Here is an 18,085-nt window from a genome sequence, read left to right as displayed (position 1 = left end):
CGCCCTGGCAAAAGTGCCGCCATTTCCTTGATGCAAATCAATACGCGCCGTCTCTGCCAGCCCTAGCATCCGCGCCTTTTGCTCCGGTGCGCACATGACCCCTATCGCCAAGCCCGAACTGCTGGCCCCCGCCGGCACCCTCAAGACCATGCGCTACGCCTTCGCCTATGGCGCCGACGCGGTCTACGCCGGCCAGCCACGCTACAGCTTGCGGGTGCGCAACAACGAGTTCGACCATGCCAACCTGGCCCTGGGCATCCAGGAGGCGCATGCCTTGGGCAAACGCTTCTACGTGGTGGTCAACATTGCCCCGCACAATGCCAAGCTCAAGACCTTCCTCAAGGATCTGGCGCCGGTGATCGAGATGGCACCGGACGCGCTGATCATGTCCGACCCAGGCCTGATCATGCTGGTACGCCAGCATTTTCCGCAGATGCCGGTGCACCTGTCGGTGCAGGCCAACACGGTCAACTGGGCCAGCGTGCAATTCTGGCAGCAACTGGGCCTGAGCCGGGTAATCCTGTCGCGCGAACTGTCGCTCGAAGAGATCGAGGAAATCCGCCAGCAGGTGCCGGGCATGGAGCTGGAGGTGTTTGTCCACGGTGCCCTGTGCATGGCCTACTCCGGCCGTTGCCTGCTGTCGGGTTACCTCAACAAGCGCGATGCCAACCAGGGCACCTGCACCAACGCCTGCCGCTGGAAGTACGACGCCACACCGGCCACCGAGAACGCCACCGGCGACATCGTGCGCGAAGTGCAGCCGACCCTGGGTCTGGGGGCACCGACCGAGCAGGTATTCCTGCTGCAGGAAAGCAACCGCCCCGGCACCGAAATGCCGGCGTTCGAAGACGAGCACGGTACCTACATCATGAATGCCAAGGACCTGCGAGCCATACAGCACGTCGGGCGCCTGGCCGCCATGGGCGTGCACTCGCTGAAGATCGAAGGCCGTACCAAATCGCACTTCTACTGCGCCCGCGCCGTGCAGTCGTACCGCCAGGCGATCGACGATGCGGTGGCCGGGCGACCATTCGACCGCTCGCTGATGGACAACCTCGAATCCCTGGCCCAACGCGGTTACACCGAAGGCTTTTTGCGCCGCCATGTGCACGACGAATACCAGAACTACCAGCGCGGTAACTCGGTGTCCGAGCGCCAGCAGTTCGTCGGCGAGCTGACCGGGGCACGCGTCGACGGCCTGGCCGAGGTCAAGGTGAAGAATCGCTTCGCCGTGGGCGACCACCTGGAACTGATGACCCCGCGCGGCAACTACCACTTCGATCTCGAGCACATGAGCAACGGCCAGCAGCAACCGCTTCAGGTCGCTCCAGGCGATGGCCACACCATCTACCTTCCTGTTCCCGAGCAGGTGCCGTTGGCCTATGGCCTGTTGATGCGTGACCTGCCAGCTTGAGCGAGGTGGCTAGAGGTCAATCCTGGTAACGGCACCAAGCCGTCGGTCGCCCAACTCTTTACGAATCTGCTGACGGAAACCGGCAAAACGTTCCACGTCAAAACGATAAACAGTGCCGGTGTTCCACACGACGATGTCACGCTGGGTCTCGCTCCAGAATCCGAAGTCGCGCATCTCCACAGTGCCGTTGAAACGAAACGAGTAGACCGCCAGATGGATCTGGCCCTCCTCATCCTTATGGCAGGGTGTGATCAGAAACGATGAGGCGACGTCGTTCTGCCAACCAGACTGCAGGAACTTGCTGGCGTGTGCACTGATTCGCAGTTCCTGCATGGATGCGCGCGCCAGTTGGGCCAACAGCGTCGGTGTGCTGCCTGTGCCGATGGGCTCGAGCCTGATATCGAAATCGTCATGGCCCCTGATGACCTGGGGCGGTAACTCCAGGGCGGCCGTCCTTACGCAACCATGTTTCTCCAGGCGATTGCGGAAGCGGTCGAGCCAGCTTTTCCATAGCTCGTCCCGGTCGAGAAAGCGGCTTGCGAACTCATCGGCATGGTCCAGCAACGTTTGCACGTCCATGCGTTCCTCTTCGGACAGGTTTGGTCCGATGCCGATCAAATTGGTCTTGGAGTACAACAGGCAGTCCAGTGGTAGCGTCATGATCCAGTAGGCTCTCAGATAGGTGTGCCGCATGTTAGCCAGCGTGATGACAGGCCGGCATCCGGAACCATTACCGGGCAGTTAGGCTGCTTGCCCAACAAGGTTGGCGAACAGCAACAGGCCGCGCTGCGCCTGGAAGCCGCTTACGCTATGCTGCTGGCCTACCGCTGGATACCGGACCGCCCCTGGGGCCGCAACGCCACCGGGCGCGAGCAAGGCACAGGCCTGGTCGCCGGTATCCGCCCACGTTTTTGAAGGAGTGCGTCATGAAGCTGCGTAAACACCTGCTGCCCCTGGGCCTGCTGGCCATCACCGGCCTGGCCCAGGCTGCCGAGACCATCGACGTCTACCGCGACCCCAACTGTGGCTGCTGCAAGGCCTGGATCAGCCACCTGCGCGACAACGGCTTCACCGTCAACGACCATGTCGAGCCGAACATGAGCGAGGTGAAGCAACGCCTGGGCGTGGCGCCACGCCTGGCGTCGTGCCATACCGGGGTGATCGACGGCAAGTTCGTCGAAGGCCACGTACCGGCCGAGCAGGTGCGCCTGTTGGCCAAGCGCAACGACCTCAAGGGCCTGGCCGTGCCGGGCATGCCCATGGGCTCGCCCGGCATGGAAATGGGTGACCACAAGGATGCCTACCAGGTCATCGGCGTGACCCAGGACGGCAAGGACACCGTGGTCGCCAACTACTGATGCTCAGCCTGTGGGCGCTGTTCCTCAGCGCCTTCGGCGCCGCTACCCTGCTACCGCTGCAATCGGAGGCCGTGCTGGTCGGCCTTTTGCTGCGCCAGCCCGAGGCCTGGGCCACCCTGCTGCTGGTGGCGACCCTGGGCAATGTGCTGGGCTCGGTGGTCAACTGGGTGCTGGGGCGGGCCATCGAGCACCTGCGTGACAAGCGCTGGTTCCCGTTCAACCCTGCTCAACTGGAGCGTGCGCAACAGCGCTACCAGCGCTGGGGGCAATGGTCGCTGCTGCTCAGCTGGATGCCGGTGATCGGCGACCCGCTTACACTGATCGCCGGCATCATGCGTGAGCCGTTCTGGCGCTTCCTGCTGCTGGTGACCCTGGCCAAGGCCGGCCGCTATGGGGTGCTGGCGATGATTACCCTGGGCTGGTTTCACGCCTGGTAACACCTTTCACGTTCCGCGTGGTCCACTGACTGCTACAGTCGCCCCTTCCTACATGGCCCTACACGGAGTGCCCCTATGCTGCGCGCAACTGCCCTGGCCTTGGCCTGCCTCGCCGGCAGTTCGGCCATCGCCGCCGAATCGCCCACCTACGGTCCTCAGTTGGAAGGCTTCAGCTACCCGCATCCGCTCAAGCATTTCGACTTCAAGTCCCAGGGTCAGGCCCTGCAGATGGGCTACATGGACGTGCCCGCCCAGGGCCAGGCCAACGGCCACAGCGTGGTGCTGATGCATGGCAAGAACTTCTGCGCCGCCACCTGGGAAACCACCATCGATGCCCTGAGCAAGGCTGGCTACCGGGTCATCGCCCCCGACCAGGTCGGCTTCTGCAGCTCCAGCAAGCCAGCCTACTACCAGTACAGCTTCCAGCAACTGGCGAGCAATACCCATGCCTTGCTCGAACAGCTGGGCGTGAAGCAAAGCATCGTGCTCGGCCACTCCACCGGCGGCATGCTCGCCACCCGCTATGCGCTGATGTATCCGCAGCAGGTGGAGCGCCTGGCGATGGTCAACCCCATCGGGCTGGAAGACTGGAAAGCCCTGGGCGTCCCCTACCGAACGGTGGACCAGTGGTATGCGCGCGAACTCAAACTGGATGCCGAAGGCGTGCGCGAGTATGAGCGCAAGACCTACTACGCCGGGCGCTGGAAGCCGGAGTACGAGCGCTGGGTGCAGATGCTGGTGGGCCTGAACAAGGGGCCGGGGCATGAAGCAGTGGCGTGGAACTCGGCGCTGATCTACGACATGATCTTCACCCAGCCGGTGTACCACGAGTTCAAGGACCTGCAGATGCCCACCCTGCTGCTGATCGGTGACCAGGACACCACAGCCATCGGCAGTGATATCGCGCCGCCGGAGGTGAAAGCGAAGCTGGGCAAATATGCAGTGCTGGGGCCGCAGGTGGCCAAGCTGATCCCCAAGGGTGAGCTGATTACCTTTGAAGGCATGGGGCATGCGCCGCAGATCGAGGAGCCGGTGCGGTTCAACCGTACGCTGGTCGAGTGGTTAGGGCGCTAGATCTAATTTGGGGGCCGCTTTGCGGTCCTTCGCGGGCTCGCCCGCTCCCACGGGTAGTGCCAAAACCTGTGCAGTACCTGTGGGAGCGGGCGAGCCCGCGAAGGGCTGCAAAGCAGCCCCCTACACTTTCCAGACCTGCTCCTCGGTCCAGCCCAGCTCGGCAAAGTCCGCCGCCCGCAACCCCGCCTCTTCCTCGCAGAAAAACTCATCCAGCTGCGGCGGCCTCACTGCCGTATCACTGAGCATCGCATGCACCTGCCCACGATGATGTATCTGGTGCTCGAACAGGTGCGCCAACAACCGCAGCCGTTGTTCGCGCTGCACCCGCTCGGGGCGCACGATGCTCACATAGCGCCCCAGCTCACCATCGCGCAGGCCCCGGCAATAGGCGATCAGCCGGTGATCGGCCTGGGCCTGTTCGGCATGCAGGTCAGTACAGGTAGCAAACGGCTGTTCCGGGTCGAAGAAGCGCTCGCCGTCGGCGTCGGGCTGCTCGCCACGCTGCTCGCACTCGAGCATGTGCAGGTAGAACCAGTCCACCGTCAGCAGGTGGTTGAGGGTGGCTTTTATCGAGGGGAAAAAACTGCAGCGGGGGGCGACGAATTCGTCCTGGGTCAGTTGCAGGCAGGCCTTGTACAGACGGTGGTTGGCCCAGCCATTGTTGTAGGCCTGGGTCAGCAGATGATGCGACAGCGGCTCCATGGTTCGGCTCCTTTTCAGGCGAAGCGTTGCAGTTGCATCTCCCGTAGCCGGCTCAGGGTCCGTTGGTACGGGAACGCCAGATACCCTTGAGTGTAGAGGGCATCCAGCGGCACCTGTGCCTCCAGGTACAACGCCACCCGGCGGTCGTAGCATTCGTCGACCAGGGCTATGAAGCGGCGCACCGCGTCGTCCTTGGGCGACAGCGCCGGCAGCTCGCGGTCGCCCGCTGCCACCCGCGCCGCAGCATCCTCGGTACCCCGGGCAATGCGCCCGGCCCGCTGTTCACCCCCCAGCGCCGGAATGCCCGACACCAGGATGGCCGGGAACCGGTCGCACAGGGCCATGAACTCCATGGCCGCCAGCGGCTGTTCGCACAGGTCGGTGAAACGGCACCAGATGGCCTGCGCGCTGCGCCGCACCACCTGCACCTGCCGGGAGCCGATCGCCAAGGGCTGATCGTGGCCTGCGTCGCCGGGACTGAGCTGGCGGAACACCTCGCCCAGCTGGCTGGCCTGCCCCGCTTGCGCCACCCAGTAACGCTGGCGCTCGGCGCCGGGGTGCAGGCGGTGGTCCTGCTCGCCGGCTACCGGCAGCACCTGCATGTGCCGCTGGATGGCGGCGATGGCCGGCAGGAAACGCTCGCGGTTGAAGCCGTCGCGGTACAGCTGCTCGGGTGGCTGGTTGGAGGTGGCGACGATCACCACGCCTTGGTCGAACAGTACCTGGAACAGGCGGCCGAGGATGATCGCGTCACCGATGTCGTTGACGAACAGCTCGTCGAAGCACAGCACGCGAATCTGCCCGGCCAGTTCCCCGGCCAGCGCCAGCAGCGGGTCGGCGGTGCCGTTGAGCTGGAACAGGCGTTGGTGGACCCAGGCCATGAAGTGATGGAAGTGCTGGCGCCGGCTGGGCACCCGCAGGCAGCGGTGGAACTGGTCCATCAGCCAGGTCTTGCCGCGGCCGACCGGGCCCCAGAGGTAGATACCCTGGGTGGGGCGGCCCTGTTCGACGGCCTGGAAACAGGCCTGCAACGCCTCGACGGCGCGGGCCTGGGCGGGGTCGGCGACATAGCCCTGGGTGGTCAGGGCCTGCTGGTAGAGGGAATGGGGATCGATAGCCATGCGGCATTCTACACGGCTGACACACCGCGGACCTTGTAGGAACAACGGTCTTGCCCAAATTCAAAAGGCTGCCGCGATCCCTGTGGGAGCGGGCGTGCCCGCGAACACGGGCGAAGCCCGTGCCATCCACCGCGGCGCCTGCTTCGCGGCGGTTCGACGCCTCGACACGCCCGCTCCCACAGGGGCCGCGTACAACAGTGGTGATCAGGCGTCGCCCAGGCCTACCTTGAGCAGCGCGCCGTCCTTGTCATCGGTCAGCACATACAGGTAGCCATCCGGCCCCACCCGTACATCGCGGATACGCGCCTTCAGCTCACCCAGCAAACGCTCTTCATGCACCACCTTGTCGCCATCCAGTTGCAGGCGGATCAGCTCCTGGGTAGCCAGCGCGCCAATGAACAGGTTGTGGTCCCAGGCCTTGAACCTAGGGCTGTCGTAGAACGCCATGCCGCTGATCCCCGGCGACTTCTCCCATACATGGTGCGGGTCGACCATACCCTGTACATGCTTGCCCTTGGCCTCGGGGATCGGCAGCAGCGAGTAGTTGATGCCGTGGGTCGCAATCGGCCAGCCATAGTTCTTGCCGGGTTCGGGAATGTTGATCTCGTCGCCGCCGCGCGGGCCATGCTCGTGGGTCCACAGCTTGCCGGTCCAGGGGTTGAGTGCGGCGCCTTGCTGGTTGCGGTGGCCGAACGACCAGATCTCCGGCCGCACATTGTCCTTGCCGACGAAGGGGTTGTCCCTGGGCACTTCGCCGTCCGGCAAGATACGCACGATCTTGCCTTGCAGCTTGTCCAGGTCCTGGGCAGTAGGGCGCTGGTTGTTTTCACCGAGGGCGATGAACAGGTAGCCGTCGCGGTCGAACACCAGGCGCGAGCCAAAGTGGTTGCCCTCCGACAGTTTGGGCTGCTGGCGGAAGATGACGTTGAAGTTTTCCAGCCGGGCGCGGTCCTGGGACAACTGGCCACGGCCGACCGCCGTACCGGCCTTGCCGTCACTGCCCTCTTCGGCGTAGGACAGGTAGACGGTGCGGTCCTTGGCGAACTCCGGCGACAGCACCACATCCAGCAAGCCGCCCTGGCCCTCGGCCCAGACCTTGGGTACATCGCTGATCGGCGGGCCGACCTTGCCTTCGGCATTGACCACCCGCAAGTTGCCGGCACGCTCGGTGACCAGCATGTCCTTGCCGCCCGGCAGGAACGCCAGGGCCCAAGGGTTGCGCAGGCCATCGGCCAGGGTGCTGACGGTCAAGGTGCCTTCTTCACTGCGGAACTGCTGTTCGGCCGCCGCCTGCGCCAGCAGGGGCAGGAGTGCGGCGGCGGTCAGGGTTACAAGCCAGGGTGCTCGAAGCATGCAGGATTCCTTTCGTAGGGCGCTCATGGCGCGCGCGGGTTGTCGCGCGGTGGTCGGCTGGGCTCCAGGTTCGGGGTTTGTTGCTGGCGGCGCAGGTTGTCGCCATTGCCGATGCCGCGGTTGTCCAGGGTGGGCGTGCGCTGGTACGGGTCGGTGGACGGGCCGCGCACGGGAGGCGTGGCCGGCATGCTGCCCTGGCGGCTGTTGGGGTTGGCGCGCTGGATCGGGCTGTTGTAGGGGTTGTTGTTGCCGGCGGCGAGTTGCAAGGGCGGCTCGGGGGCCGCTTGCGCGGGCAGGCACAGCACCAGGCCGAGGGCCAGGATGGGCAAGGTCGGGGTCATGCTTCACCTCCTGTACGAAAATGCCGCGCCTGGTGGGTTTGATAGCCTAAGGCGCGAAGGGTTCGCGGCAAAAGTGTGAATGCGGGTGGAGATGATTCCTGATGTTTCAGTATGGGCCTTAAGGGCTGCTTTGCAGCCCATCGCGACACAAGGCCGCTCCCTGTAGGAGCAGCCTTGTGCTGCGAATGGGCCGCAAAGCGGCCCCAGGTTACTGAGCCTTGTCCACCTTGTGCCGCGCCGCATACAGGCACAGCATTTCCATCGCCAGAGTCGCCCCGGCCAGCGCGGTGATGTCGGCATGGTCATAGGCGGGCGCCACCTCCACCAGGTCCATGCCCACCAGGTTGATGCCACGCAGCCCGCCAAGGATCTCCAGCGCCTGCACCGTGCTCAGCCCGCCGCACACCGGCGTGCCGGTACCGGGCGCATAGGCCGGATCGAGGCAGTCGATATCGAAAGTAAGGTAAACCGGCCGCTCGCCCACCCGCTGGCGAATCGCCGCAATCACCGCCTCGGTGCCCTGCCGGTGCACCTGGCGGGCGTCGAGGATGGCAAAGCCCTGGCTGTCGTCATTGGTGGTGCGCAGGCCGATCTGCACCGAGCTGGCCGGGTCCACCAGGCCTTCGCGGGCGGCATGCCAGAACATGGTGCCGTGGTCGATGCGCTTGCCTTCCTCGTCCGGCCAGGTGTCGCTGTGCGCATCGAAGTGGATCAGCGCCAGCGGGCCATGGCGGCGGGCATGGGCCTTGAGCAGCGGGTAGCTGATGAAGTGGTCGCCACCCAGGGTGAGCATGGCGCAGCCTGCTTCCAGAATATGCGTGGCATGGGCCTCGATACTGTCCGGTACCGACTGCGGGGTGCCGCTGTCGAAGGCGCAATCGCCATAGTCGATCACCGCCAGGTGGTCGAACGGGTCGAACGCCCACGGCCAGTGCCGGGCCCAGGCCTGCTGCACCGAGGCGGCGCGGATCGCCCGCGGGCCGAAGCGCGCACCGGGGCGGTTGCTGGTGGCAGTATCGAACGGCACACCACTGACCACCACATCGACACCACGCAGGTCGCGGCTGTAGCGGCGGCGAGAGAAACTGGTAATGCCGGCGTAGGTACTTTCCGCAGCGGTGCCATACAGGCTGTCGCGGGTCATGGCCTGGTCGTTGTTTGCGGCTTGCTCCACGGTCGGGTTCCTTTGTCGTTATCGGTTACTGGCGGCTGCGGAACGCGGTCCACAGGCGGTTGCGCTGGCGCAGGTCGGCCAGGGCCATGCTGCGGTCGGCATACAGGCGCTGGCGCACTGCGGCCGACGGGTAGATGTCCGGGTCGTTGCGCACTGCTTCGTCCACCAGCGGCGTGGCCGCCTGGTTGGCGTTGGCGAAGAACAGCGTGTTGGTCAGTGCGGCCACCGACTCGGGCTTGAGCATGAAGGCGATGAACGCCCGCGCGGCCTCGGGGTGCGGAGCGTCCTTGGGAATGACCAGGTTGTCCTGCCACACCAGCGTGCCTTCGCGGGGGATGCGGTAGATCAGCTCGAACGGTTTGCCAGCGCGACGCGCCTGGTCGGCGGCCATCGCCGCATCGCCGTTGTAGGTCAGCGCCAGGCACACACTGCCGTTGGCCAGGTCGCTGATCTGCCGGCCATTGGCGACGTAGCTGATCGACGGCTGCAGCTGGCTCAGCAGGTTCTGCGCGGCGGCCAGGTCGTCCTTGTCCTGGCTGTAAGGGTCCTTGCCTAGGTAGTTCAGGGCCACGCCGATCACCTCCTGGGGCGAGTCGGGCATGGCGATGCCGCAGTCCTTCAACCGGCTGGCGTACTCGGGCTTGAACAGCAGGTCGAGGCTGTCCAGCGGTACATCACCCAGGCGCTGGCGCACCGCTTCCACATTCACTCCCAGACCCAGGGTGCCCCAGGTGTAGGGCACGGCATGGCGGTTGCCGGGGTCGGCCTCTGCGAGCTTGGCCAGCAGGTCCTTGTCGAGGTTGGCATAGCCGGGCATGGCCTGGGGATCGAACGGCTGCAGGGCATTTGCCTTGAGCGCCCGGGCCAGTACGGTTGACGACGGCACCACCACGTCATAGCCGCTACCACCGGTCAGCAGCTTGGTTTCCAGCACTTCGGTGGTGTCGAAGGTGTCGTAGCGCACCTTGTAGCCGGTTTCCTGCTCGAAGCGCTGGAGGGTTTGCGGGGCGACATAGTCGGCCCAGCTGTAGAGGTTGACGACCTTTTCTTCGGCCTGCAGCGGCAAGGCCAGGACCAGGGACAGCAGGCACAACGATCGACGCATGGCGAACACCTCGGCAAATGGGTGGATGCCGCGAGCATGCCAGCCGGGTTACATTGCAGGAATGGCAAGTTTGCAAAGCTGACATTCATCAGGAGCAATGTAATGCTCGGACAAGTGCACGACCCCGACCTGCACCTGCTGCGGCTGTTCGTCACTGTAGTCGAGGCCGGTGGTTTCAGCGCCGCGCAAGGCGTGCTGGGCCTGAGCCAGCCCACCATCAGCCAGCGCATGGCGCAGCTGGAAGCGCGGCTGGGCTACCGCTTGTGCAGCCGCGGCAAAGGTGGCTTTCACCTGACGGAAAAGGGCGCGTTGTTGCTGGACGCCGCCCGTGGGCTATTGCTGAACATCGAACAGTTTCGCCAGCAGGCCAATGGCGTTGCCGGGCGGCTGCTGGGGACCGTGCGCATAGGCATGGCGGAGAGCCAGGACAAGGCGGTGAGCCTGAAGCTGGCGGCGGCCATTGCGGCGTTTCGCAGGCGCGAGGAGGCGGTGCAGCTGGAACTGATCAGTGCGCCACCGGCAGAGCTGGAGCGCTTGTTGCTGGAGCAGCGGCTGGATTACGCCATCAGCTACTTTTCCGGCAACCAGGCAGCCTTCGACTACCAGCCGCTGTTCCAGGAGCGGCAACGGCTGTATTGCGGCAAGGGCCATGTGCTGTTCGGTGAGGCTGGTGTTGGCCGGGAGCGGTTGCTGGCGATGGACCAGGTGCGCCATCCGTACCGGTTTCTCAAGGGCGGCGAGCCGTTCCAGAGCCAGCGCAGCATGGCGGTGGCGGAGCAGATCGAGAGCGTGCTGACGTTCATTCTGTCGGGGCGGCATATTGGCTATCTGCCATGCCATTGTGCGCAAGCTTGGGAGGCTGAGGGGCTGTTGTGGGCGCTGGACCCGGGGCTGGACTTTGTGGTGCCGTTTACCCTGGCCAGGCACCGGGCGCAAGCGGTTGGCGAGGCACAGCAGGCGTTTGCGCAGGATTTGCTGGCGTCGTTTGCCTGACCTGGCCTCTTCGCGGGTAAACCCGCTCCCACAGGGACCGCGACTTCCTCCGGCATGTGCGGTCTCTGTAGGAGCGGCCTTGTGTCGCGAAAGGGCCGCAAAGCGGCCCCAGTAATATGTGCTGCAGAGCCGAAATCCTGGGGGCGCTTCGCACCCCTTTCGGGACACAAGGCCGCTCCCACAGAACCGTGCAGGCTCAGTAAGCCATGCTCCAGGTCAGCGTGTAGGTACGCCCGCGCCCTTGGTAGTCATACAGGTAAGCCGGCCCGTAGGTCGGCGAGTAGAACAGCGTCGCACGCTGCCCCCAGACCGTGCTGTATTGCTTGTCCAGCAGGTTCTGGATGCCGGCGCTGAAGGTGCCGAAGCCGGTATCCTGGCTGCCCAGCAGGTCGAAGGTGGTGTAGCCGTCGATCTCGTGGTCGGCATCGTCCTTCAGGCTGAAGGCATGGTTGGCCTGTAGCCGCGCACTGCGGCCATCGCCCTTCCAGCCGACGAACGCGGTAGCCTTGGACAACGAGGCATAGCGGGCATCGCGCTTGATCCAGCCGCCATCGACATCCTCCTCCTCGGAGCGGGTCAGGTGCAGGGTGCCACCGGCTTCCCAGCCGGTCTGGAAGTGCCGGGTCAGCGCGCCCTCAAAACCAAAGTCGCGGCTTTTCTGGTCTTCCACATTGATGGTCAGCGTCTGCGAGTCGACGTTGATGATCTTGTCCGACCAGATGTAGTACAACGCCGCCTGGGCATCCCAGTCCAGGTCGGCATAGCGCCAGCCCAGTTCCACCTGGCGGCTCTTGATGCCGGCCAGCGGGTTGTCGGCCACGCTCAGCCCGGGCTTGCCGTAGTACTTGGCCGGGTCGGGCAGGTCGAAGCCTTCGCCGTAGTTGGTCCATACCTGGTGGCCATTCTTGAAGTCGTAGATGGCACCGACGTTGAACAGGTTGACCTGGTAATCGTTGCTGCCACCCGGCACACCCTTGAAGTCGCTGACGTCCACATCCATCTGCTGGCGCCGGGCGCCGCCGGACAGGGTCAGGTTATCGGTGGCATGCCAGTCCAGCTGCGCGTACACCGACACGCCATCGACCCGGTAGCTGGGGTAGCGCGCGGCCTTGCTTTCCTTATCCAGCTCCAGGCCACCCGACTCGGACGACGTCTGGGCGTTGAAGGTGGTCTGCTCGGCGTTGAAGCGCTCGCGGTCCAGGTCGACGCCGTAGGTCAGCTTCAGCGCGTCCCACTGCTTGGCGAACAGGCCCTTGAGGCTGGTGACTTCGAAGTTCTGCTGCGAGGCGGCGAAGTACACCCCGCGCGAGCCGGTGGGCGTGGCGCGGTTGTAGTACGGGAACGGGTAGAAGTTGTCGTCTTCCTTGCGGTACGAGGCCTGCAGGTAGAAGTCCTGCCCAAGCACGTCGGTGTGGTGGTAGTTGGCGTTCAGCAGCAGGCGCCGGGTGCGCGGCTCCAGGTCCGACGAGTAGCCACTGCGCAGCTCGGCGTCTTCCAGGTCGGATGGGGCGTTGTAGTTCAGGTTAGGGAAGTAAATGCCGGTGCTGCCGTGGTTGCCCGAGTCATAGTACTGGGCCAGCAGGTCGAGGCTCTGCTGGTCGTTCAGTTGCATCCCCAAGGTGCCGAGCACGTCGATGGTGCGGTTGTATTGCAGGTCGGTCTGGGTGTTGTCGATGAAGATCTGGTCGCCGGCGCCGTCGTAGAAGGCTTCGTTCTGCTCGCCGGAAACCCCCAGGCGGGCGTTGAACCGTTCGTTGCCGCCACTGATCGACTGGGCGAAGCGGGTGGCCAGGTCGTCGCTGTTGTTGAAGCCGCTGCTGGCACCGAGCTGGGTCTCGAAACGCGCCGGGCCGGGTTCGCCCTTCTTGGTCACGATGTTGATGATGCCGCCGGTGGCGCCACCACCGTAGATGGCACTGGCGCCAGACAGCACTTCGACGCGCTCGACGTTGAACGGCGAAATGCTGTCGAACTGGCGTGACAGGCCGCGCGAGCTGTTCTGGCTGACCCCGTCGATCATCACCAGCACATTGCGCCCGCGCATGTTCTGGCCGTAGTTGGTACGGCCTTCCGGCGCCAGGTCGAGGCCTGGCACCAGCTTGCCGATGGCTTCCTTCAGGCTGACGCCGCTGTCGATCTGCTCGCGCAACTGCTGCTGGTCGACCACCCACACGGTGCCGGGGATTTCACTGATCGCGGTGCTGGTGCGCGAGGCCACGCTGACCTCGATCGGCTTGAGATTGACCGCCTGCGGCACAGCGTCGGCCTTGCGCAGGGTCACCGTGCGGGCATCGCTGAAGTGCCAGCTCATGCCGCTGCCGGCCAGCAGTTGCTGCAGCGCCTGCTCGATGCTGTAGCTGCCCTGCAAGGCCGGGCTGGCCTGGCCGGCGACGTCGCCGGTGGTGTACAGCAGGTGCAGGCCGGCCTGGTCGGCGAACGTGGTCAGGGCGTGGTCCAGCGGCTGGGCCGGCAGGTCGAGCTGGACCTGGCGGGCCTGAGTCTGGGCCTGTTCGGTGGCGGTCGAGGCAAACGCCTGCAGCGGGCCGACCAGCATGGCCAGGGCACTGCAGGACATCAGGGCATGGTGAAGCGGACCGCGGCGGCGGTGCAAGGGCTTGAGCATCAGAGGCACGAATGAGCTTCCTGACAAGTCGTAAATGAGAATTGGTTGCTGATCAGTCCCACTACGACGATCTGGCTTGCAGGAACTTGCAGTGCAAGATAAAAAATTTTTCCTGTGCCGGCCTCTTCGCGGCTAAAGCCGCTCCTACAGGGATCTCCACAGCCTTCCAGACCTGTGCAGTACCTGTGGGAGCGGCTTCAGCCGCGAAGAGGCCGGCACAGGCGAATCAATGAACCACGGCCAACCACGGCAGGTAGGTCACCTTCAGCCCATAGCGCTGCTCAAGGGTCCGCAACAGGGCCTCCGGCTCATCGAGGTCGAACACCCCGCTGACCTGCATCGCCGCCAGCTTGCTATCGGACAACACGATCCGCCCATGCCGGTAACGCTCGAGCTCCGCCAGCACCTGCCCCAGCGGCTTGCCGTTGAAGATCAGCTTGCCGCGCTGCCAGGCCATCTGCGTGCCGGCATCGGCCGCTACTGCCAATTCATGTTCGCCAACCTTGGCTTCGCCATGGGCCAATACCACGCGGCCATCGCGACGCACGCTGAAGGTGGCCGCACTCCCCTGCACCCGCTCGCCGGCCGTGTCGACCACAAAGGGCCGTGAATCATCGGCGGTCTCGAACAAGGCCTCACCAGATTCCAGCACCACCCGCCGCTCACGGTCGCTGAACACCACGCTCAGGGCTGTGGCACTGTTCAGCGTCACCCGCGTGCCATCTGCCAAAGTAATCACCTGTCGCTCACCTACCCCGGTGTGGTAATCCGCCAGCAGCATTGGCGCCTTCTGCCAACCCGCCACGCCAACGGCCAACACCAGTGCAGCAGCCACCCCCGCCTGTTTGAGCCACTGGCGGCAATGGCGCAGGGCCTGGCCGATGTATTTCGCCACCATGCTTTCGGAAACCCCCAGGCGCTGCGCGATCTGTGCCTGGGTCAGGCCGTCCACGCGGTTGAGCAACAGCGCCTGGCGGGCATTGTCGGACAGCTGCAGCAGCGCCTGGTCGAGGATCTGCAAGCGCTCCCGGGCCAGCAAGGCCGCCTCCGGGGCCGGCGCCGGGCAGGCGACCTCACCTGCGCGCTCGCTGTCGTCGTGGCTGGCGGCAATGCGCTGCTCGCGGCGCAAGGCATCGATCGCCAGGTTGCCGGCCACGCGGAAGATGAAACTGCGCGCGTGCAGCACCGGCACCGCCTGCTGGTCGATGTTCACCAGCTTCAGGTAGGTTTCCTGCGCGACATCGGCAGCGCGCTGACGGTCACTCATGCGCCGGGTCAGGAACTGAAGCAGGTCGTCGTAGTGCTCCTGGAAGCTTGCCAGCAGGCCCGGCGCGGGAGAAGTCAGCATGGGTTCGGAAACGGCCAGTAGGAGAAGTTATCGGGCGTTAATGAGAAACAGTATCTTTCATCTGGGCGGAGACTTTCAACGCCGACGCGTATTTGCCACACTGCCCATTCGCCCACTCTGGCAAGGTCGCACCCCATGGCTGCCCGTCTGCACCGCTACGCCCGCCTTTTCCTGGTCCTGCTGCTGGCCTGCGGCCTGGGGGCCTGTGCGCTGTTCCAGGCACGCGACCCGGTCAATATCAGCGTGATCGGTATCGAGCCGCTGCCCGGGCAGGAGCTGGAACTGCGCATGGCGGTGAAGATGCGGGTACAAAACCCCAACGAGGCGCCGATCGACTACAACGGCATCGCCCTGAACCTGGAGGTGAACGGCCAGCCGCTGGCTGCCGGGGTGAGCGACCAGCAGGGGCACATCGGCCGTTATGGCGAAGCGGTGATCGTGGTGCCGGTGAGCATCACGGCGTTTTCCTTCCTGCGCCAGGCCTATGGGCTGGGCCAGGTGGACGCGCTGCAAGGCCTGCCCTATGTGCTGCGCGGCAAGCTGGCCGGCGGGCTGCTGGGGACCGTGCGCTTTACCGACGAGGGCAAGCTGGACCTGCCCAAGGGCGCCTACTGGTAGGCGCCTGGCGGGGTGTGATCAGCGGCTGGCGCTGGCTGCGGCCATCAGCTTGTTGACTTCGCTGCGCACCATGTTGGCGTATTCGGGCGGCGACATGCCATCCAGCTCGGCGCGCACCCACTCGGCCCATTTGCCTTTGCGCCGTGGTTTCTCGGCGATCAACCGTGCCGCTTCGCCCTTGGCCTTGCCCAGGTTGTTCTGCCACAGCTCGAACAGCCGGGCCTTCTCTGCCTCGATCTGCGCCCGTTCCTCAAAGCTCATGTTGGCCAGATTGAAACTCATGAAGGTACCTGCAGGTTTGAAAATGGCCGCTATCTTACACCCAGGTACTGCAACAGCCCAAAGCCGCCGCAACTTTCCCGACGCGCCGGCATCCATTGTTCAAGCCACACCATCGACGAGGACGAGTTCATGGCCCGGAAAAACGCCCCGCTGACCGACAGCGATCAGATCAAGGACCAGGTATTCAGCGAACTGCAGGCGCTGATCGAAGAGTCGGAAAAACTGCTGAACGACAGCGCCGCCCTGGTGGGTGACGAGGCGGAAACCCTGCGCGCGCAGGTAAGCCTCAAGCTACGCCAGGCGCGCAATGCCGCCGACAAGGTACGCAGCAAGGCGCAACCGGTGATGGACGCTACCCAGGACTATATCGGTGGCCACCCGTGGCAGACCGTGGCCATTTCCGCTGGCCTCGGGCTGGTGGTCGGCCTGCTGCTGGGCCGCCGTCACTGACCCCTGGGCCGCCTGGTGCGAATCAGGCGGCCTGCGCCATCGGTATACCGCTGTGGAAGCGCAGCTCCTGGTCCGGTGACTGGATCAGCTCCACCTCTGCTGCGCGCACCAGGTCCACCCGGCGGGCAATGTCTGCCTCTTCGCCATAGTTGTGCGCCAGTTTCAGATAACCCTGGTAATGGCGCGCTTCGCTCTTCAGCAGGCCGTGGTAGAAGCGGCCCAGTTCCTCGTCCAGATGCGGTACCAACGCGGCAAAGCGCTCGCAGCTGCGCGCCTCGATGAACGCCCCCACCACCAGCGTATCCACCAGCTTGACCGGCTCGTGGGCGCGCACCAGCCGCCGCAGCCCCGACGCATATCGCCCCGCCGACACCGGGCGCAGCGGCACGCCACGACGCTTCATCAGGCGCAGCACCTGCTCGTGGTGCACCAGTTCCTCGCGGGCCAGGCGCGACATCATGTTGATCAGGTCGAGGTGGGTGTTGTACTTGGCGATCAGGCTCAGGGCGGTGCTGGCAGCCTTGAACTCGCAGTTCTTGTGGTCGATCAGCAGGGTTTCCTGGTCGGCGAGCGCCGCTTCGATCCAGGCGTCTGGTGTCGGGCAACCAAGAAAGGCGTCGATTTCGGGGATCAGGGACATGAGCGTGCGACCACAAAGAACAGGCAGGGCCGGCGATTATACCGGCGGCGGCGGGCGGCGCCAGTGACTATGCTTGATGTACATCAAGCGCCAGCGGGGGAAGCGCCGACTATAGTCAGGCATTGGTCGCCACCTTTGAAGGGAGTTAACGCCCATGCAAGCCGTCCGCAGCATCCTCGTCGTCCTCGACCCCGAGCACGCCCACAGCCGGGCACTGACCCGGGCCAAGCTGATCGCCGGCGTCACCGGCGCCCGCCTGCACCTGCTGATGTGCGACAAAAGGCATGACCACAGCGCGCTGCTGAGCCTGCTGAGCAGCCAGCTGCATGATGACGGGTACGACAGCGTCACCCATGAAGAGGCCTGGCGCGACAACCTGCACGACACCATCATCTACGTGCAGCAGGCCGAGGGCTGCGAGCTGGTGATCAAAGAACACCGCCCGGACAACCCGCTGAAAAAGGCCCTGCTCACCCCCAGCGACTGGAAGCTGCTGCGCCAATGCCCGTGTGCCGTGCTCATGGTCAAGAGCGAGCGGCCTTGGACCGGCGGCAAGATCCTGGCCGCGGTGGACGTGGGCAACCAGGACGAGGACCACCGCCGCCTGCATGCCAGCATCATCGACCATGGCTATGCCATTGCCGGGCTGGCCAAAGGCGAGCTTCACGTCATCAGCGCCCATCCGTCGCCGATGCTGTCAGCGTCGGACCCGGTGTACCAGCTGAGCGATACCATCGAAAAGCGCTACCGCGAGGCGTGCAAGGCGTTCCAGGCAGAGTACGACATCAGCGAAGACCGCTTGCATGTGGCCGAAGGGCCGGCGGATGTGCTGATTCCGTATACCGAGAAGAAGCTCGATGCCGTGGTAACGGTGATCGGCACGGTGTGCCGCACGGGGATTTCCGGGGCGTTGATTGGTAATACCGCGGAGGTGGTGCTGGATTCGCTGGAGGGGGATGTGCTGGTGCTCAAGAGCGAGGAGGCAATTGCCCATCTGGCGGAACTGGCTCGCGGCTGAGTTTGCCTTCCTCAGGAGGACACATGATTCCTTG

20 protein-coding genes are annotated in these 18,085 nt (G+C 64.8%); 9 read left to right on the top strand and 11 right to left on the bottom strand.

From position 1 onward, the window contains the following. The first annotated feature begins 94 nt into the window (after nt 1-94). The gene (trhP, locus tag RR51_RS16890) at nt 95-1,414 is read left to right on the top strand and encodes a prephenate-dependent tRNA uridine(34) hydroxylase TrhP (RefSeq protein ID WP_039614166.1); all 1,320 of its coding nucleotides are present in this window, start codon (nt 95-97) and stop codon (nt 1,412-1,414) included. A 9-nt stretch (nt 1,415-1,423) separates the two neighbouring features. Here the strand turns inward: trhP and RR51_RS16885 are convergent, their stop codons facing one another. Next, nucleotides 1,424-2,074 (bottom strand): hypothetical protein, encoded by a 651-nt coding sequence (locus RR51_RS16885; RefSeq protein WP_039614180.1) that lies wholly within the window; start codon nt 2,072-2,074, stop codon nt 1,424-1,426. 90 nt (nt 2,075-2,164) lie between these two features. Between RR51_RS16885 and RR51_RS30545 the strand changes: the two genes are divergently transcribed. The 4 genes from RR51_RS30545 (at nt 2,165) to RR51_RS16870 (ending at nt 4,283) form a co-directional block, all read left to right on the top strand. After that, nucleotides 2,165-2,329, top strand: a complete 165-nt coding sequence (locus RR51_RS30545) for a copper resistance protein B (RefSeq protein WP_236693274.1) — start codon at nt 2,165-2,167, stop codon at nt 2,327-2,329. Between the two features lie 11 nt (nt 2,330-2,340). Beyond that, the gene (locus tag RR51_RS16880; RefSeq protein ID WP_039614165.1) at nt 2,341-2,772 is read left to right on the top strand and encodes a DUF411 domain-containing protein; all 432 of its coding nucleotides are present in this window, start codon (nt 2,341-2,343) and stop codon (nt 2,770-2,772) included. Beyond that, entirely contained in the window at nt 2,772-3,209 is a 438-nt protein-coding gene (locus RR51_RS16875; protein WP_039614164.1) for a YqaA family protein, read from the top strand. Before RR51_RS16880 ends, RR51_RS16875 begins: the two co-directional genes overlap by 1 nt. Nucleotides 3,210-3,284: 75 nt before the next feature. Then, nucleotides 3,285-4,283, top strand: coding sequence for an alpha/beta fold hydrolase (locus RR51_RS16870; RefSeq protein ID WP_039614163.1), 999 nt, complete (start codon nt 3,285-3,287; stop codon nt 4,281-4,283). Between the two features lie 120 nt (nt 4,284-4,403). Here the strand turns inward: RR51_RS16870 and RR51_RS16865 are convergent, their stop codons facing one another. The 6 genes from RR51_RS16865 to RR51_RS16840 all read right to left on the bottom strand — a co-directional run bounded on the left by RR51_RS16865 (nt 4,404) and on the right by RR51_RS16840 (nt 10,079). After that, nucleotides 4,404-4,985, bottom strand: coding sequence for a DinB family protein (locus RR51_RS16865; RefSeq protein ID WP_039614162.1), 582 nt, complete (start codon nt 4,983-4,985; stop codon nt 4,404-4,406). Between the two features lie 14 nt (nt 4,986-4,999). After that, complete coding sequence (gene zapE / locus RR51_RS16860; RefSeq protein ID WP_039614161.1) at nt 5,000-6,106, bottom strand: cell division protein ZapE; 1,107 nt, start codon at nt 6,104-6,106, stop codon at nt 5,000-5,002. A 204-nt stretch (nt 6,107-6,310) separates the two neighbouring features. Next, nucleotides 6,311-7,459 carry a PQQ-dependent sugar dehydrogenase gene (locus tag RR51_RS16855; RefSeq protein WP_039614160.1) on the bottom strand — a complete coding sequence of 383 codons (1,149 nt, stop codon included), beginning with the start codon at nt 7,457-7,459 and terminating at the stop codon, nt 6,311-6,313. 23 nt (nt 7,460-7,482) lie between these two features. Continuing rightward, nucleotides 7,483-7,800, bottom strand: a complete 318-nt coding sequence (locus RR51_RS16850; protein ID WP_003256290.1) for a hypothetical protein — start codon at nt 7,798-7,800, stop codon at nt 7,483-7,485. A gap of 208 nt (nt 7,801-8,008) precedes the next feature. After that, entirely contained in the window at nt 8,009-8,974 is a 966-nt protein-coding gene (gene speB, locus RR51_RS16845; protein ID WP_039614159.1) for an agmatinase, read from the bottom strand. 25 nt (nt 8,975-8,999) lie between these two features. Further along, nucleotides 9,000-10,079, bottom strand: coding sequence for an extracellular solute-binding protein (locus RR51_RS16840; protein WP_039614158.1), 1,080 nt, complete (start codon nt 10,077-10,079; stop codon nt 9,000-9,002). 102 nt (nt 10,080-10,181) lie between these two features. On the opposite strand from RR51_RS16840, the gene RR51_RS16835 reads away from it, so the two are divergent. Further along, nucleotides 10,182-11,072, top strand: a complete 891-nt coding sequence (locus RR51_RS16835; protein ID WP_023661939.1) for a LysR family transcriptional regulator — start codon at nt 10,182-10,184, stop codon at nt 11,070-11,072. Nucleotides 11,073-11,268: 196 nt separating this feature from the next. On the opposite strand, the gene RR51_RS16830 is transcribed toward RR51_RS16835, so the two are convergent. Together RR51_RS16830 and RR51_RS16825 are read right to left on the bottom strand one after the other, a co-directional pair. Further along, nucleotides 11,269-13,695 (bottom strand): TonB-dependent receptor, encoded by a 2,427-nt coding sequence (locus RR51_RS16830; protein ID WP_039614157.1) that lies wholly within the window; start codon nt 13,693-13,695, stop codon nt 11,269-11,271. Between the two features lie 226 nt (nt 13,696-13,921). Then, nucleotides 13,922-15,043 (bottom strand): sigma-70 family RNA polymerase sigma factor, encoded by a 1,122-nt coding sequence (locus RR51_RS16825; RefSeq protein WP_039614156.1) that lies wholly within the window; start codon nt 15,041-15,043, stop codon nt 13,922-13,924. A 135-nt stretch (nt 15,044-15,178) separates the two neighbouring features. On the opposite strand from RR51_RS16825, the gene RR51_RS16820 reads away from it, so the two are divergent. Continuing rightward, nucleotides 15,179-15,661 (top strand): LEA type 2 family protein, encoded by a 483-nt coding sequence (locus RR51_RS16820; protein ID WP_039614155.1) that lies wholly within the window; start codon nt 15,179-15,181, stop codon nt 15,659-15,661. 18 nt (nt 15,662-15,679) lie between these two features. Here RR51_RS16820 and RR51_RS16815 read toward each other — a convergent pair whose 3' ends face one another. Further along, on the bottom strand, nt 15,680-15,943 hold the full coding sequence (locus RR51_RS16815; RefSeq protein WP_003256287.1) for a hypothetical protein: 264 nt from the start codon (nt 15,941-15,943) through the stop codon (nt 15,680-15,682). A 129-nt stretch (nt 15,944-16,072) separates the two neighbouring features. On the opposite strand from RR51_RS16815, the gene RR51_RS16810 reads away from it, so the two are divergent. Continuing rightward, complete coding sequence (locus RR51_RS16810; protein ID WP_003256286.1) at nt 16,073-16,393, top strand: DUF883 family protein; 321 nt, start codon at nt 16,073-16,075, stop codon at nt 16,391-16,393. A 22-nt stretch (nt 16,394-16,415) separates the two neighbouring features. Here RR51_RS16810 and RR51_RS16805 read toward each other — a convergent pair whose 3' ends face one another. Continuing rightward, a complete protein-coding gene (locus tag RR51_RS16805) occupies nt 16,416-17,033 on the bottom strand; it encodes a tRNA-(ms[2]io[6]A)-hydroxylase (protein WP_013971805.1) in 618 nt (205 codons plus the stop codon). Between the two features lie 154 nt (nt 17,034-17,187). Between RR51_RS16805 and RR51_RS16800 the strand changes: the two genes are divergently transcribed. Beyond that, a complete protein-coding gene (locus tag RR51_RS16800; RefSeq protein WP_039614154.1) occupies nt 17,188-18,051 on the top strand; it encodes a universal stress protein in 864 nt (287 codons plus the stop codon). Nucleotides 18,052-18,085 lie beyond the last annotated feature (34 nt).

Source organism: Pseudomonas sp. C5pp, from assembly GCF_000814065.1.
Classification (GTDB): domain Bacteria; phylum Pseudomonadota; class Gammaproteobacteria; order Pseudomonadales; family Pseudomonadaceae; genus Aquipseudomonas; species Aquipseudomonas asiatica.
This window is presented reverse-complemented; position numbering and strand designations above follow the sequence as displayed.